Origin of the sequence: Mesorhizobium sp. B2-4-6 (assembly GCF_006442775.1) — a bacterium.
Taxonomy (GTDB): Bacteria; Pseudomonadota; Alphaproteobacteria; order Rhizobiales; family Rhizobiaceae; genus Mesorhizobium.
Genome location: NZ_VFVI01000001.1, coordinates 1,075,163 through 1,088,951, shown reverse-complemented (window position 1 = coordinate 1,088,951; position 13,789 = coordinate 1,075,163). Strand labels below are relative to the sequence as shown.

Genomic DNA, 13,789 nt, shown 5'->3' with positions numbered 1-13,789 from the left:
CAGCAGCACATAGTCTGCCGTCAGGGCCCCGGGTCATTCTCCAACATGATCGGCTTGCCATGCGGCGTGGCGTGCGCGGCGCGTTCCCAGGCGGCCGCCAACTCGTCCACCTCGCCTTTGCCAGCGATCCCCTTTCGCGACAAAAGCTTTTCCAGCGCCGCCAGCCAGTGCTCATAATAATCGTGCCCGTCGCTCGCGGCGCCCGGCTGCTTGACCTCTGCCGACAAGGCCTCCGCCCACTCGCTCCACGAAAACAGGCCCTTGCCGTGCAGCGCAACCGTCAGGGCGAAGGCTTCGGCCTGCCATGGCTCGGCGAAGGCCGGCTCTTCAAAACCAGCCGGCAACTTACTGTCATGCCGGCTCAAGATAGCTCTCCCAGGCATCGATCGAGACGCTGAGCGTGGGATCGGCGCCCTCGCCCCAGATCTCCGCCCCGTCGAACATCACTGTGTAGACCCATTGCGGGTTCTCGCCCTTGCCATGCGCATTGCTGTCGGGGAAGACGAAGCCGCCGCGAACGGCCTCGATCGTCCCGTTCTTGCCGCGCGCATAGCGCGGCAGGCGCGTATGGCCGGCCGGGTTGAAATTCTTGGTGCGCACCCGATCGCCCGCGCGAAAACGCGCCGGCGTGGCGACGGGACGGTCGCACGGCCCGCCCTTGGCGAGTACCGCCGGCACGTCCGCCGCCTTCAGCACCTGTTTCGGCGTCGCGGCGGCATCGACCGCCTTGCCGGCGGCAAGGTCGCGCTCGGTGACGAAGCCATGGCGCTTCAGCAGCGCCTCCAGCGCCTTGATCCAGATCTGGTAGTAGCTCGACGAATAATAATCGGCGGGATGCAGCGATTCCCGCGCATGCCGGCTCTCGTCGATGTTCCAGGCGCCCATGCCGCCTGCGGTGAGCGTGACGCCGAGCGCCCGCCTTTCCCATGCGGCGTGGAAATAAGGCTCGTCCATCTCGGGCGCGACCGGCCCGAAACCCATCTGCCCGCCGAGATCCTGCGGCCCGTTCATGCGGGTTCCTTCGCGACCGCCGTGCCGATCATCGCATCGCGGCTTACCAGCCCGCCGAGCTGTTCCTCGCTCCAGCCTTCCGTTCCCTTGGGCCGCATCGGCACCACGAGGTAGCGAAGCTCGGCCGTCGAATCCCAGACACGGATCTTCTTCTGCGCCGGCAGCATCAATCCGAACTCCTCAAGCACGCCGCGCGGATCGATCACCGCCCGCGAACGGTAGGGCGGCGCCTTGTACCAGACCGGAGGCAGGCCGAGCACCGACCACGGATAGCAGGAGCAGAGCGTGCAGACGACGAGGTTGTGCGTCTCCTCGGTGTTGAACACCGCCTGCATGTGCTCGCCCTGGCGGCCGGTATAGGAGAGCGATTCGATCGCCGCGGTCGCGTCGCGCTTCAGCCAATCGGCGTAAGCCGGATCGCTCCAGGCCTTTGCCACCACCCGCGCGCCGTTGCGCGGACCGATCTTGGTCTCATAGGTGTCGACGATGACGTCGATGGCCGCGGGATCGATCAGGCCCTTTTGCGTCAGGATCGTCTCCAGCGCGCGCACGCGCGCCGCGAACGGATCGAGCTCGTTGTCGTGGTCATGATCGTGGGCCATGTCGCGAGGTTACGATTGCCCACACCGCGCCGCAAGCATGGCGGCTTGGGCCAGAGCCGCCTACTCGGCGGCGGTCTTTTGCGGGATATCGTCGTTGGTATCGAACAGCGAGCGCTGCTCGCCGCTTTCCACCACATGCAGCTCCGGGCTGCTCTTCTTCGAGAAGAAGCCGAGCAGCCAGCCCGAGAAATTCTCGAAATAGACGTAGATCACCGGCGTGACGAACAGCGTCAGTGCCTGCGAGGCGAGCAGACCGCCGACCACCGCGACGCCGAGCGGCTGGCGCAACTCGGCGCTGGCGCCGGTGCCGAGCGCGATCGGAAACGTGCCCATCAACGCGGCAAGCGTCGTCATCATGATCGGCCGGAAACGCATCAGGCAGGCCTTGTGGATGGACTCCTTCGCCGACATGCCTTGACGCCTGAGCTCCAGCGCCACGTCGACCATCATGATGCCGTTCTTCTTGACGATGCCGATCAGCATCAGGATGCCGATCACCGCGATCACCGACAGGTCCATGCCGGCGAAGCGCAGTGCAATCAACGCGCCGAGCACCGCCGACGGCAGGCCGGTGAGGATGGTCAGAGGGTGGATGAAGCTCTCATAGAGCATGCCGAGAACGATGTAGATCGTCAGGATCGCGCCGCCGATCAGCAGACCCTGGTTGGCGAGCGAATCCTGGAACGTCTTGGCCGTGCCGGCGAAGGTGGTCGAGATCTCCTTCGGCATGCCGATCTGCTCCTTGAGCTGATCGATGCGGGTCACCGTGTCGCCCAGCGACACCCCCTGCGGCAGATTGTAGGAGATCGTCACCGCCGGAAGCTGGCCGAGCTGGTTGACCGTCAGCGCGCCGGCCGTGCGGTCGACATGCGCGAAGGCGCCGAGCGGCACCAGGCTGCCGCTGGACGTCCGCATCTGGATGGCCAGCATTCGCTCCGGCGACCAGTTGATCTTGGGATCGAGCTCGGTGACGACCTCATAGCTATCTGCCGAACCGAAGATCGTCGACACCTGATCGGTGCCGAACCCGCCATAGAGAGCCGTGCGCAGCGTGTCGGTGTCGATGCCGAGCTGGGCGGCCTTGTCACGGTCGATCACCAAAGAAGCCTGCAGCGCATTGTTCTGCAGATCGCTGGTGACATCCGTAAAGTGCGCGTGGTCGGCCACCATCGCGTCATCGAGCTTCTGCGCCCAGATATCGGCCTGACCGGTATCGAGGCTCTGCACCACGAGCTGGTAGGCGCTGGCCGACGACCGCGAGCCCAGCCTGAGATTCTGCACCGGCTGCATATAGGCCTCGATGCCAGCCACGTTCGAAAGCTGTCGCCTCAGATCGGCCTGGACCTTCTCGATGTCGGGGCGCTGGCTCTTGTCCTTCAACTGCACATAGAGCCGGCCTTGATTGAGCGCGCTTTGGCCACCGCCCACCGACCAGGCGACATGCGTCACATAGGGCGAATGCGAAAAAACGTCGGCAACCTGCCCTTGCAGCTTGACCATGGCATCGAAAGAAATGTCCTGGCGCGCAAGTGTGGAAACCGAGATCTGGCTGATGTCCTCCTGCGGGAAGAAGCCTTTCGGCGAAACCTCGATCAGCCAGACCGACGCGGCAGCCGTGACGACGAAGACGAGGAACACCAGGAAGGTATGCCGAAGGCAGAATCCCAGTAGCCGGTCATAGCTGCGCGTGATGAGGTCATGCTTGTGGCCGGGAACGTGCTTCTCGCGATCCGCCTTTGTCACCGACAGCAGCCGCGAGCACAACATCGGCGTCAGCGTCAGCGACACGAACATCGAGGCCAGGATGGCGACGGTCACCACGACGGCGAATTCGTTGAATATGCGGCCGATGACGCCGCCCATCAGAAGCACCGGAATGAACACCGCCACCAGCGAAATCGAGATCGAGATGATGGTGAAGCCGATTTCGCGCGCGCCTTTCAGTGACGCGTCGAAGGCCGACAGCCCGTCTTCTTCCATGTGTCGGAAAATGTTTTCCAGCATGACGATGGCATCGTCGACCACAAGACCCACCGCCAATGTCAGGCCCATCAGCGAGATGTTGTCGATCGAGAATCCGAACAGGAACATGGCGCCGAGCGTGGCGATCAGCGAGATCGGCACCGCCACGGCCGGGATGATGGTCGCCGTCACCCGGCGCAGGAAGACGAAGATCACCAACACCACCAGCGCGATGGTCAAAAGCAGCGTGAACTGGACGTCGTCGACGGCTTGCCGGATCGAGGTCGACCGGTCGTTGAGAAGCTTGATCTGAGCCGCGGCCGGCATCTGCTCCTGGAAGGACGGCAGCATCGCCTTGACCTTGTCGACCACCTCGACGGTGTTGGCGTCGGGCTGGCGCTGGACTGCAAGGATGATGGCGCGCGTGCCATCATACCAGCTTGCCGTCGTCGTGGTTTCGACCGAATCGACGACGCGGGTCACATCGCCCAATCGCACAGGGTGACCATTCTTGGTGGCGATGATCAGGTTGGAGAAACCGGCGGCGTTGTCGAGCTGGGTGTTGGCCGTGATCGTAAGCTGCTGCTTGCTGTTCTGCAGAACGCCCAGCGGCGTGTTGCTGTTGGCCGAAGCGATCGCAGCCTGCAACTGATCGATGGAGATGCCGCGTGCTGCAAGCGCGGTCGGATCGATCTGGATGCGCACGGCATATTTCTGCTGACCATAGATCGAGACCTGCGCCACGCCGTCGATGGTCGACAGCGACGGCGAGATGACGTTTTCGGCAAAGGCGTCGAGATCAGTAAGCGGGACCGTGTCGCTGACCAGCGACATCAGAAGGATCGGCGCGTCGGCCGGATTGACCTTGCGGTAGCTCGGCGGCGACGTCATCTGCGGCGGCAGCGATTTCTGCGTGCGCGCGATGGCGGCCTGCACGTCCGCCGCGGCGGCGTCGATGTTGCGGTTGAGCACGAACTGGATGGCGATCGAGGTCTGACCGAGCGAATTGGTCGTCGAGATCGAATCGATGCCGGCGATCGTCGCGAATTGCTTGATCAGCGGCGTCGCCACCGATGTCGCCATCGTCTCCGGCGAGGCGCCGGGCAAGCTGGCCGAAACGTTGACCACCGGAAATTCGGCGCTGGGCAGCGCCGCCACCGGCAGGAACTTGTAGGCAAAAATACCGCCCAGAATGAGGGCGAACGACATCAAAAGGGTGGCGACGGGCTTGCGGATGCAGAATTCGGAGATCATTGGCTCGCCCCGCCGGCCTTGTCGGCCTCCGCGACCTTGGGCGATGCATGGTCACCGGATCCGGTCGCGGTTTTGCCTTCATGCACCGCCGCGCCGTTTTTCAATCGTGTCTGGCCTTCGATGACGACCTTCTCGCCGCTCTTGAGACCATCGCTGATGGCGCTGTTTTGGCCCTCCGTCAGCGCCACCTGCACCGGCCGCATCTCCACCGTGTTGTCCGGCTTGACCACATAGACGAACGGACCCTTCTGGCTGGGCTGCACCGCGACCGTCGGAACCGAGGTCATCTGCGGCATCGTGCCGGCCTCGAGCACCACGTTCACATATTGCCCGGGCCACAGCGAAAGATCCGAATTCGGTATGCTCGCCCGCGTGGCGATGGTGCCGGAAGCCGTATCGACGCTGGAATCGACGAAGTCGAGCGTGCCCTTGCCGATCGGCGTGGGATCGCCGTCCTTGGTCAGCGTCACGTCGCCTTGCTGCGGGTCGGCGAGCGCCTTGTGCAACAGGGCAAGGTTGCTCTCGGGCAGCGTGAAGTTCACCTGCAGCGGGTCTATCTGCGTGATGGTGACCAGCGGCGTCGAGTTGCTCGAGTTGCCGTTGCTGGTGGTGACGAGATCGCCCACCGAGACGTTGACGGCCCCGAGCCGGCCCGCGATCGGCGCCGAGATGGTCGCGTAGCTCAATTGCACGGTGTCGGCATCGATGGTCGCCTTGTCGGCGTCGATGGTGGCGGCCGCGGCCTTCTGCGCCGCCAGCGCCTGATCGTAGGTCTGCTGCGTGCCGGCCTGCTTGGCGACGAGGTCCTTGGCGCGCTGCAGATCGGCCTGGGCGCTCACCAGCATCGCCTGGTCCTTGACCAGCGTCGCCTGGTCCTTGGCAAGTTGCGCCTTCAGCGCACGGTCATCGAGCGAAATGAGAAGGTCGCCGGCCTTGACCATCTGCCCGTCCCTGACCGCGATCGACACGATCTGGCTGGAAACACGGGCATTGATGCTCACCACCGCCGGCGACGAGACGAAGCCGATGGCATAGCGGCGTATCGGGAAATCAGCGGTCGTCGCGGTCGCCGCAACGATCGAGGCTGAACGCCCCCCGCCGCCTTTTGCAGTGTCCGACGCATTGGCCGTCTTGTCGCTGCCCCCTGTTTTGTCAGCGCTTGCCGTCTTGTCCGCAGCGGCTTGCTTGCCCGAAATGAGTTCCTGGACCCTGGCCAAGGTCGTGGGCGAAAAATAGAGCCCGGCGCCCGCCAGACAGGCGACCGCTACAACTGCAAAGGCGATTTTTCCGCGCATCGACAAACAAGCCCTCTACCCGACACGCCGATCCCGGTGGTCCATCTTAGCTCGATTCACGGCCCTTCGCCGCGATTTTCGCCGAATAGATAGGACAAGGCTTTGGCGGAAAAGGGCCAAAACGCGGGATTACGAAGATTTAATGTGCAGTGCACAAATGTTGGGCAGCCGGCAAATGAGCAGGACCAGGTGCCCTCATCCAATCGAAAGTAGGCCGAAAATCAGGCCAGACATGCCCTTCCGGGAACGGGGCGAGCGTATTCAATACAGGTGAGACGGGAAGCCGTGGACCGGCATCACCTGAGTATCAACACATCTTTACTAGCGCAGCATCGGCCACAGCGTCGCCGCCAGCAATAGACCCATGGCGATGTTGAACCATTTCAGCCGCACCGGATCCGACAGGAAGCCGCGCAGCGCCGTGCCGAAGCCGGCCCACACCGAGACGCTGGGCAGGTTGACGATGGTGAAGGCGATCGAGATCAGCGCCACCGAGACGAACGGGCGATCGGAATTGGTGTAGACGGCCATTGCGGTGATGGCCATCACCCATGCCTTGGGATTGACCCACTGGAACGCAGCGGCGTCGATGAAGCGCATCGGCCGCCCCTCCGCCCCTTTTCCGTCGCTTATCGAGCGCGACATGGCGATCTTCCAGGCGAGGTAGAGCAGATAGGCGGCGCCCGCGATCTTCAGGGCCGTATGCAGCGCCGGCAACGCCGTCAGCACCGTGCCGAGCCCGAAGCCGACGGCGAGCAGCAGGACCAGAAAACCGATGCTGATGCCCAGCATGTGCGGAACCGTCCTGGCGATACCGAAATTGACGCCGGAAGCGAGCAGCATCAGGTTGTTCGGCCCCGGCGTGATCGAAGTCACGAAGGCATAGACCAACAGGGCAAGGAATGTGTCGAGCGACATGTTATCCTCCCGAATATGTCAGCCTTACTGTCCCTTTAGCAAATGCGCAAAAAGCCAGAGACGGGCAACCGCCGTGCCAAAGCTTGAAACAGGACGGTCGTCCTGTTCACATTCCCTGTGGGCCGCGGTTCATCGCGGCGACGCCGGTGCGGCAGATCTCGACCAGGCCGAGCGGCTTCATGATGGCGATGAACTGGTCGAGCTTGGAGCCCTTGCCGGTGATCTCGAAGATGAAATGCTCGGTGTTGGCGTCGATGACCGAGGCGCGGAAAGCATCGGCGAGGCGAAGCGCCTCGACCCGGGCATCGCCGGTGCCGGCGACCTTGACCAGCGCGAGCTCGCGTTCCAGCGGCCGCTCCTGGCCAAGCTCTTGCGAACGGACGGACAGGTCGACCACCCGGTGCACGGGCACGATGCGCTCGAGCTGATGCTTGATCTGCTCCATCACATGCGGCGTGCCGCGCGTCACGATGGTGATGCGCGACAGATGCTTCTCATGCTCGGTCTCGGAAACGGTAAGGCTCTCGATGTTGTAGCCGCGACCGGAAAACAGGCCGATGACGCGGGCAAGCACGCCCGGCTCGTTGTCGACCAGCACGGAAAGCGTGTGCGTTTCCGGCTTCTCGGTTTCCTTGGCGATGAAATAGGCGGAGCCGGTCGGTTGAAGGTGCTGTGCGTTCATGAGGTGAATCTCGATTTCAGACTTTTGAGCTAATTCTCTGTTTGCGCACGGCTTTCTCTCGATAGCCCCGCCTTGATGGCTGCCTACACCAGTTCCCTGCCCTTGGCGTCGATGGCGTTGGCCACCGCCTCGTCGGTCGCCTCGTCCGGCAGGAGCATCTCGTTATGCGCCTTGCCCGACGGGATCATCGGGAAGCAGTTGGCCAAGGTCGCCACGCGGCAGTCGAACAGCACCGGCTTCTTCACCGAGATCATCTCCTTGATCGCGTCGTCGAGCTCGTCCGGCTTGTCGCAGCGTATGCCGTGGCCGCCATAGGCCTCCGCCAGCTTGACGAAGTCCGGCATCGCCTCGGTATAGGAATGCGACAGCCGGTTGCCGTGCAGGAGCTGCTGCCACTGCCGCACCATGCCCATATACTGGTTGTTCAGGATGAAGATCTTGATCGGCGCATTGTACTGCACCGCCGTGCTCATCTCCTGCATCGTCATCTGCACCGAGGCGTCACCGGCGATGTCGACGACCAGCGCATCCGGATGCGCGATCTGCACACCGAGCGCGGCCGGCAGGCCGTAACCCATGGTGCCGAGGCCACCCGACGTCATCCAGCGGTTCGGCTTGTCGAAATGATAGTGCTGCGCCGCCCACATCTGGTGCTGGCCGACCTCGGTGGTGATGTAGGTGTCCTTGTCCTTGGTCAGCTCGTAGAGCCGCTGGATCGCGTATTGCGGCATGATGACGTCGTTGTTCATCTTGTAGGCGAGCGAGTCCCGCGCGCGCCATTTCGCGATCTGCTCCCACCATGGATAGAGCGACTTCTTGTCGGTCTTGGCGGTCGCCCGCCACAGCCGCACCAGGTCTTCCAGGACGCGTCCGACATCGCCGATAATCGGTACGTCGGTATGAACGTTCTTGTTGATCGAGGACGGATCGATGTCGATGTGGATCTTCTTCGAGTTCGGCGAGAACGCGTTGAGACGGCCGGTGATGCGGTCGTCGAAGCGCGCGCCGATGCAGATCATCACGTCGCAGTCATGCATGGCCATGTTGGCTTCATAGGTGCCGTGCATGCCGAGCATGCCGACCCAGTTCTTGCCCGACGCCGGATAGGCGCCGAGTCCCATCAGCGTCGAGGTGATCGGGAAGCCGGTGAGGTCGACCAGCTCGCGCAGCAAGTGGCTCGCTTCCGGACCGGAATTGATGACGCCGCCGCCCGAATAGATGATCGGCTTCTTGGCGGCTGCCATCAACTCGACGGCGGCCTTCACCTTCTCCAGGTCGCCCTGGACCTTGGGTTGATAGCTGGTGCGCGGCGCCGTCTGCGGCGGCACATAAATGCCCCTGGCGAACTGCACGTCCTTGGGAATGTCGACCACGACCGGGCCGGGACGGCCGGTGGTCGCGACATGGAAAGCCTCATGGATGGTGGCGGCGAGTTCGTTGACGTCCTTCACCAGCCAGTTGTGCTTGGTGCAGGGGCGCGTGATGCCGACGGTGTCGCATTCCTGGAATGCGTCGGAGCCGATCAGCGATGTCGGCACCTGGCCGGTGAGGCAGACCAGCGGAATGGAATCCATCAGCGCGTCCTGCAGCGGCGTCACCGCGTTGGTGGCGCCGGGACCGGACGTCACCAGCATGACGCCGGCCTTGCCGGTCGAGCGCGCATAGCCTTCGGCGGCATGGCCGGCGCCCTGCTCGTGCCGGACCAGGATGTGCTCGACATCGTCTTGTTGAAAAATTTCATCATAAATTGGGAGAACGGCGCCGCCCGGATAGCCGAAGACATGCTTGACGCCGTTGTCCTTCAGCGCTTGCACCACCATTTCGGCGCCTGTCATTTCGCGCCGCTCGTTCTGTCCGTTGCTCATCGGTCTGGTCCCGTACTGTCCGCCATCTGGCGATTTGCTGGTCGTTTAGTCGTGTTTCAGGCAATAAAAAAGGCCCCCGAGGGAGCCTGTGTGACGCGCATGGGAGGTTTTCGCCCGGCGGTTACACCGCCTTGCCCACGCGCCTGCCTACGAGAATGAGTGCCGTTTTCATGGGCGCGGACAATAAGGGCGAAAACGCGGGCTCGTCAATGGGGTCCGGCGCGAATTCACCCGCCTGTGAGAACGGCGTCGGAGCGCGCTCCCATCGCACAGCTACCATAGTACAGTTGAGCGTGCCTGTCCGACGCACCACTATGCGCTGACAAAGGACGTGCGAGGAGGACGCATGGCTGGCGAACGGGAGCATATCCGCGAGATCGAGCAGGTGTTGTCCGGCGCGCGATCGGCCCGCGACGACATCGTCGTTCAATCCTGGCTGCGTTGCATCGATACCCATCGGCTCGACGCGGCGCGGCCGACGGATGCCTATATCGTCCTAACGGATTGATTTCATTGTAATCCCTCATGAGCGCCACGATTGGCACGCCGCCTACTGCTCATGCCGGACTCTAGCAAGTGGAGGACAACAAATGCTCGAGAGAACACCCACCACCAAGGCGCAGGCGCTGCTCGACAAGTTCGGCAAGGCACTGGAAGCCGGCGACATCGACAGCGCCGTCAACTGCTTCCAGGCCGACTGCTACTGGCGCGACCTCGTCACCTTCACTTGGAACCTGAAGACGATGGAAGGTCAAGAACAGGTCCGCGACATGCTGCGGGCAACGCTGGCCAGCACCAAACCCACCGGCTGGGCGGTGGCCAAAGGTGAGGAAGCAAGCGAGGACGGCGGCATCATCACCGCCTGGATCACCTTCGAGACGAGCGTGGCGCGCGGCTTTGGCCTCGTGCGGTTCAAGGGCGACCTGATCTGGACCCTGCTCACGACGATGGCGGAGCTGAAAGGCCATGAGGAGAAAGCGGGCTTCACCCGCCCGCTCGGCGCCAAGCATGGCCATGGCAAGGACCGCAAGACGTGGCGCGAGGAGCGCGACGACGAGATCGCCGAGCTCGGTCATACCAAGCAACCCTATGTCGTCATCATCGGCGGCGGCCAGGGTGGAATTGCTCTTGGAGCCAGGCTGAAACAACTCGGCGTGCCGGCCATCATCATCGAGAAGGACGAACGCCCAGGCGACTCCTGGCGCAAGCGCTACAAGTCGCTCTGCCTGCATGACCCGGTCTGGTACGATCACCTGCCCTATATCGACTTTCCGAAGAACTGGCCGGTCTTCGCGCCGAAGGACAAGATCGGCGACTGGCTGGAAATGTACACCAAGGTGATGGAGCTCAACTATTGGAGCTCCACATCAGCGAAATCCGCCAAATATGACGAGAAGGCCAAGGAATGGACGATCGTTGTCGAGCGCGACGGCAAGGAGATTGTGCTGAAGCCGAAGCAGCTGGTGCTGGCGACCGGCATGTCGGGCAAGGCCAACTGGCCGAAATACAAGGGCCAGGACATCTTCAAGGGCGAGCAGCAGCACTCCTCGACCCATCCCGGCCCGGACAAGTACCGCGGCAAGAAGGTGGTGGTCATCGGCTCCAACAACTCGGCGCACGACATCTGCGCGGCGCTGTGGGAAGGTGGTGCCGACGTGACCATGGTGCAGCGCTCGTCCACGCACATCGTGAAATCCGACACGCTGATGGATATCGGCCTCGGCGCGCTCTACTCCGAGCAAGCGGTCGAGAACGGCATGACGACGCGCAAGGCCGACATGATCTTCGCATCGCTCCCCTACCGCATCCTGCACGAGTTCCAGATCCCGCTTTACGAGCAGATGAAGGAGCGCGACGCGAAGTTCTACGCGGATCTGGAAAAGGCCGGCTTCATGCTCGACTGGGGCGACGACGGCTCGGGCCTGTTCATGAAATACCTGCGACGCGGGTCCGGCTATTACATCGACGTCGGCGCCTGCGACCTCGTCATCGACGGTTCGATCAAGCTGAAGAGCGGGCCAGGCGCCGCGGTGCAGGAACTCACCGAAACCGGCGTCAAATTCGTCGACGGCACCGAATTGCCGGCCGACCTGGTGATCTATGCGACCGGCTACGGCTCGATGAACGGCTGGGCCGCGGACCTCATCTCGCAGGACGTCGCCGACAAGGTCGGCAAGGTCTGGGGTTTGGGTTCCGGCACCACCAAGGACCCCGGCCCCTGGGAAGGCGAGCAGCGCAACATGTGGAAGCCGACGCAGCAGCAAGCGCTGTGGTTCCATGGCGGCAACCTCCACCAGTCACGCCACTACTCGCAATATCTGTCGCTGCAGCTCAAGGCCAGGCAGGTCGGCTTGCCGACACCTGTCTATGGGCTGCAGGAGGTCTATCACAAGGGATAGCTGCCCGCCCGTGCAAAAGACCCGCGCGGCGTCTCCGCCGCGCGGGTCTCAGTTCAGGCCCTGAGCACCACGCCCCTCGCCTTGGCCCAACGCTCGACAACCTTGCGCTCCTCCGGCAAGGCCAGACGGTTGCCAAAACCGCGCACCTGGACCGCGCGGTTCTGCGGATCGAGCTCGATCGTCAGGAGCCGCTCGATCTTGCCCAGCGCCGTACGCCGCAACACCCAGATCGAGGCGTTGCCGGCGATGCATTTGGCCGCGTACATCGACACGCAGTGATGCATCGCGCGGCTCTCGGCGACCAGATCCTCGGCCGTCTTGAGCTGTCGGACGAAGAAGCGCTCGCCGCGCACCGTCGCCTCCTTCGCCGATGGCTGCCATTCCCAGTCCTCGAGGCGCGAGCCGTCCCAGGCACCGCGCTCGGCCGGCGTTCCGGCGCCTCGCTGGTTGCGTCCGGCGGCACGCCGGCGCATGGCCTCGATGCGCTCGATCGCGGCGATGTCGCGATGCCAGTCCAACATCTGCCGGCGCAGCGAGGCAAGCGTGCGCCCCTTCAGGCTGTAGGCCGCACCACGCTGATGCATGGCGCCGATGTAGTCGCACAGATCGTCGATCTCCTCCTTCGAGGCGGAATATCCGCAGAAGAAGCGAGCCACCTCGCGCCAGAATGCCAACTCGTGGCGCGGCGTGCGCGCGATTTTGGTACGCGCAAGCCGAGCCGCCAGTCCCTGGTCGTCCGTGTAGGACCGGGCAATCGCCAGCCAGAACGCCTCGGCGAAACCAATGTCGCCGGACACGTTGAGGAAGCAATGCACCTCCTTGCGCGACAGCCATGCGTTGGCGCCGGCCTTGTAGAGCGAGTCGCCACGCGCGATCGTCACATACCAGGACTTGCGAAACGCAATCTCGTTGGCGTCTAGGCCCGCGCTGTCCAGCCAGACGCTCTCGAGCGCGGCCGAAACCGGATAACGCGCATAGAGATAACGTGCCGCGGCCAGCCGCAGTCGCGCACGGTCGCGCGTCTTCAGCTTCGGACGCCACAGCGCGCCGTCGCGGATCGCCATGCCGGCAAAGCCCGAGCGTGCATCGTCCAGCGCCCGCTCGAAATCCGGAACGGGACGCGTGGCGGCGAAAACCTGCCGCAGCCTTGCATCATAAGCTTCAATGCGTTCGCGCTCGGCGTCCTGCCTGCGCTGGATCATGGACCTTGCCATGGCCGTTCTTCCCTATTGGAACCTTGTCAGCCGCGCGCATTTCCAGCGTCGGCACGGATCGTGACGATCTGGATTGCGGGGTCATTGACAGGTCTCCTCTCAGGGACGACGGGTTATGGATGGCGGGCTCTCTAGGGTCCGAGCAAAGATGACGCAAGCGCCATTCTCTCAATGTTTACAATAGCCTGCTTGAGTGTTGCAAAGGCGCATCTGAGGCTTCCAGGCCGCCGGCATCGTTCGCGGGAAGCGCTCAGCTCACCGTCGTTGGCCCCGCACGGTCGACCGCACGGAAAAGATAACTGCCCACCGCGGATCGCGGTCGGCGCTCGCATCGTCAGGAAGTTTGAAACCCGTGGTAGCGGGTCAACCGGTCCGTCCGCCGCGAAGGCGCGTAATGCGTGAACAGGATCTCATCGTCGCCTCCATCAAAAGCGTTGTGGGTGCCGGCACGGCCATTGAAAACCAACTGGCCGCATGTAGGGCGCGGCTAATACATCTGTTTGAGCACGACAGCAAGGCGCCGGCTATGCTCGGCATCGCCGGGTTCGAACGAGGCCTCGACATTCCGCCCATTCGGACTGGACGCA

General features: G+C 63.3%; 11 protein-coding genes. 2 read left to right on the top strand and 9 right to left on the bottom strand.

Going from position 1 to position 13,789, the window contains the following annotated elements; all coding sequences use genetic code 11:
* Positions 1–20: 20 nt before the first annotated feature.
* The 8 genes from FJ957_RS05180 to FJ957_RS05145 all read right to left on the bottom strand — a co-directional run bounded on the left by FJ957_RS05180 (position 21) and on the right by FJ957_RS05145 (position 9,589).
* The gene (locus FJ957_RS05180) at positions 21–365 is read right to left on the bottom strand and encodes a nitrile hydratase accessory protein (protein WP_140829194.1); all 345 of its coding nucleotides are present in this window, start codon (positions 363–365) and stop codon (positions 21–23) included.
* Positions 352–1,011: a nitrile hydratase subunit beta gene (nthB, locus tag FJ957_RS05175; protein ID WP_140829192.1), complete on the bottom strand. Its 660-nt coding sequence runs from the start codon at positions 1,009–1,011 to the stop codon at positions 352–354. The genes FJ957_RS05180 and nthB overlap by 14 nt, the downstream gene beginning before the upstream one ends.
* A complete protein-coding gene (nthA, locus tag FJ957_RS05170; protein ID WP_140829190.1) occupies positions 1,008–1,613 on the bottom strand; it encodes a nitrile hydratase subunit alpha in 606 nt (201 codons plus the stop codon). The genes nthB and nthA overlap by 4 nt, the downstream gene beginning before the upstream one ends.
* Before the next feature lie 60 nt (positions 1,614–1,673).
* The gene (locus FJ957_RS05165) at positions 1,674–4,829 is read right to left on the bottom strand and encodes an efflux RND transporter permease subunit (protein WP_140829189.1); all 3,156 of its coding nucleotides are present in this window, start codon (positions 4,827–4,829) and stop codon (positions 1,674–1,676) included.
* Positions 4,826–6,124, bottom strand: a complete 1,299-nt coding sequence (locus FJ957_RS05160; RefSeq protein WP_140829187.1) for an efflux RND transporter periplasmic adaptor subunit — start codon at positions 6,122–6,124, stop codon at positions 4,826–4,828. Before FJ957_RS05160 ends, FJ957_RS05165 begins: the two co-directional genes overlap by 4 nt.
* A gap of 321 nt (positions 6,125–6,445) precedes the next feature.
* Entirely contained in the window at positions 6,446–7,042 is a 597-nt protein-coding gene (locus FJ957_RS05155; RefSeq protein WP_140829184.1) for a LysE family translocator, read from the bottom strand.
* 106 nt (positions 7,043–7,148) lie between these two features.
* Entirely contained in the window at positions 7,149–7,724 is a 576-nt protein-coding gene (gene ilvN, locus FJ957_RS05150) for an acetolactate synthase small subunit (protein WP_140705828.1), read from the bottom strand.
* A gap of 83 nt (positions 7,725–7,807) precedes the next feature.
* Positions 7,808–9,589 carry an acetolactate synthase 3 large subunit gene (locus FJ957_RS05145; RefSeq protein WP_140829182.1) on the bottom strand — a complete coding sequence of 594 codons (1,782 nt, stop codon included), beginning with the start codon at positions 9,587–9,589 and terminating at the stop codon, positions 7,808–7,810.
* A gap of 346 nt (positions 9,590–9,935) precedes the next feature.
* Here FJ957_RS05145 and FJ957_RS31750 point away from each other — a divergent pair, with 346 nt between their 5' ends.
* Together FJ957_RS31750 and FJ957_RS05140 are read left to right on the top strand one after the other, a co-directional pair.
* Entirely contained in the window at positions 9,936–10,097 is a 162-nt protein-coding gene (locus tag FJ957_RS31750; protein WP_181180499.1) for a hypothetical protein, read from the top strand.
* 82 nt (positions 10,098–10,179) lie between these two features.
* Positions 10,180–11,988, top strand: coding sequence for an NAD(P)/FAD-dependent oxidoreductase (locus FJ957_RS05140; protein WP_140829180.1), 1,809 nt, complete (start codon positions 10,180–10,182; stop codon positions 11,986–11,988).
* Between the two features lie 53 nt (positions 11,989–12,041).
* Here the strand turns inward: FJ957_RS05140 and FJ957_RS05135 are convergent, their stop codons facing one another.
* Positions 12,042–13,202 carry a PcfJ domain-containing protein gene (locus FJ957_RS05135; RefSeq protein WP_140829178.1) on the bottom strand — a complete coding sequence of 387 codons (1,161 nt, stop codon included), beginning with the start codon at positions 13,200–13,202 and terminating at the stop codon, positions 12,042–12,044.
* Between the last annotated feature and the right edge of the window lie 587 nt (positions 13,203–13,789).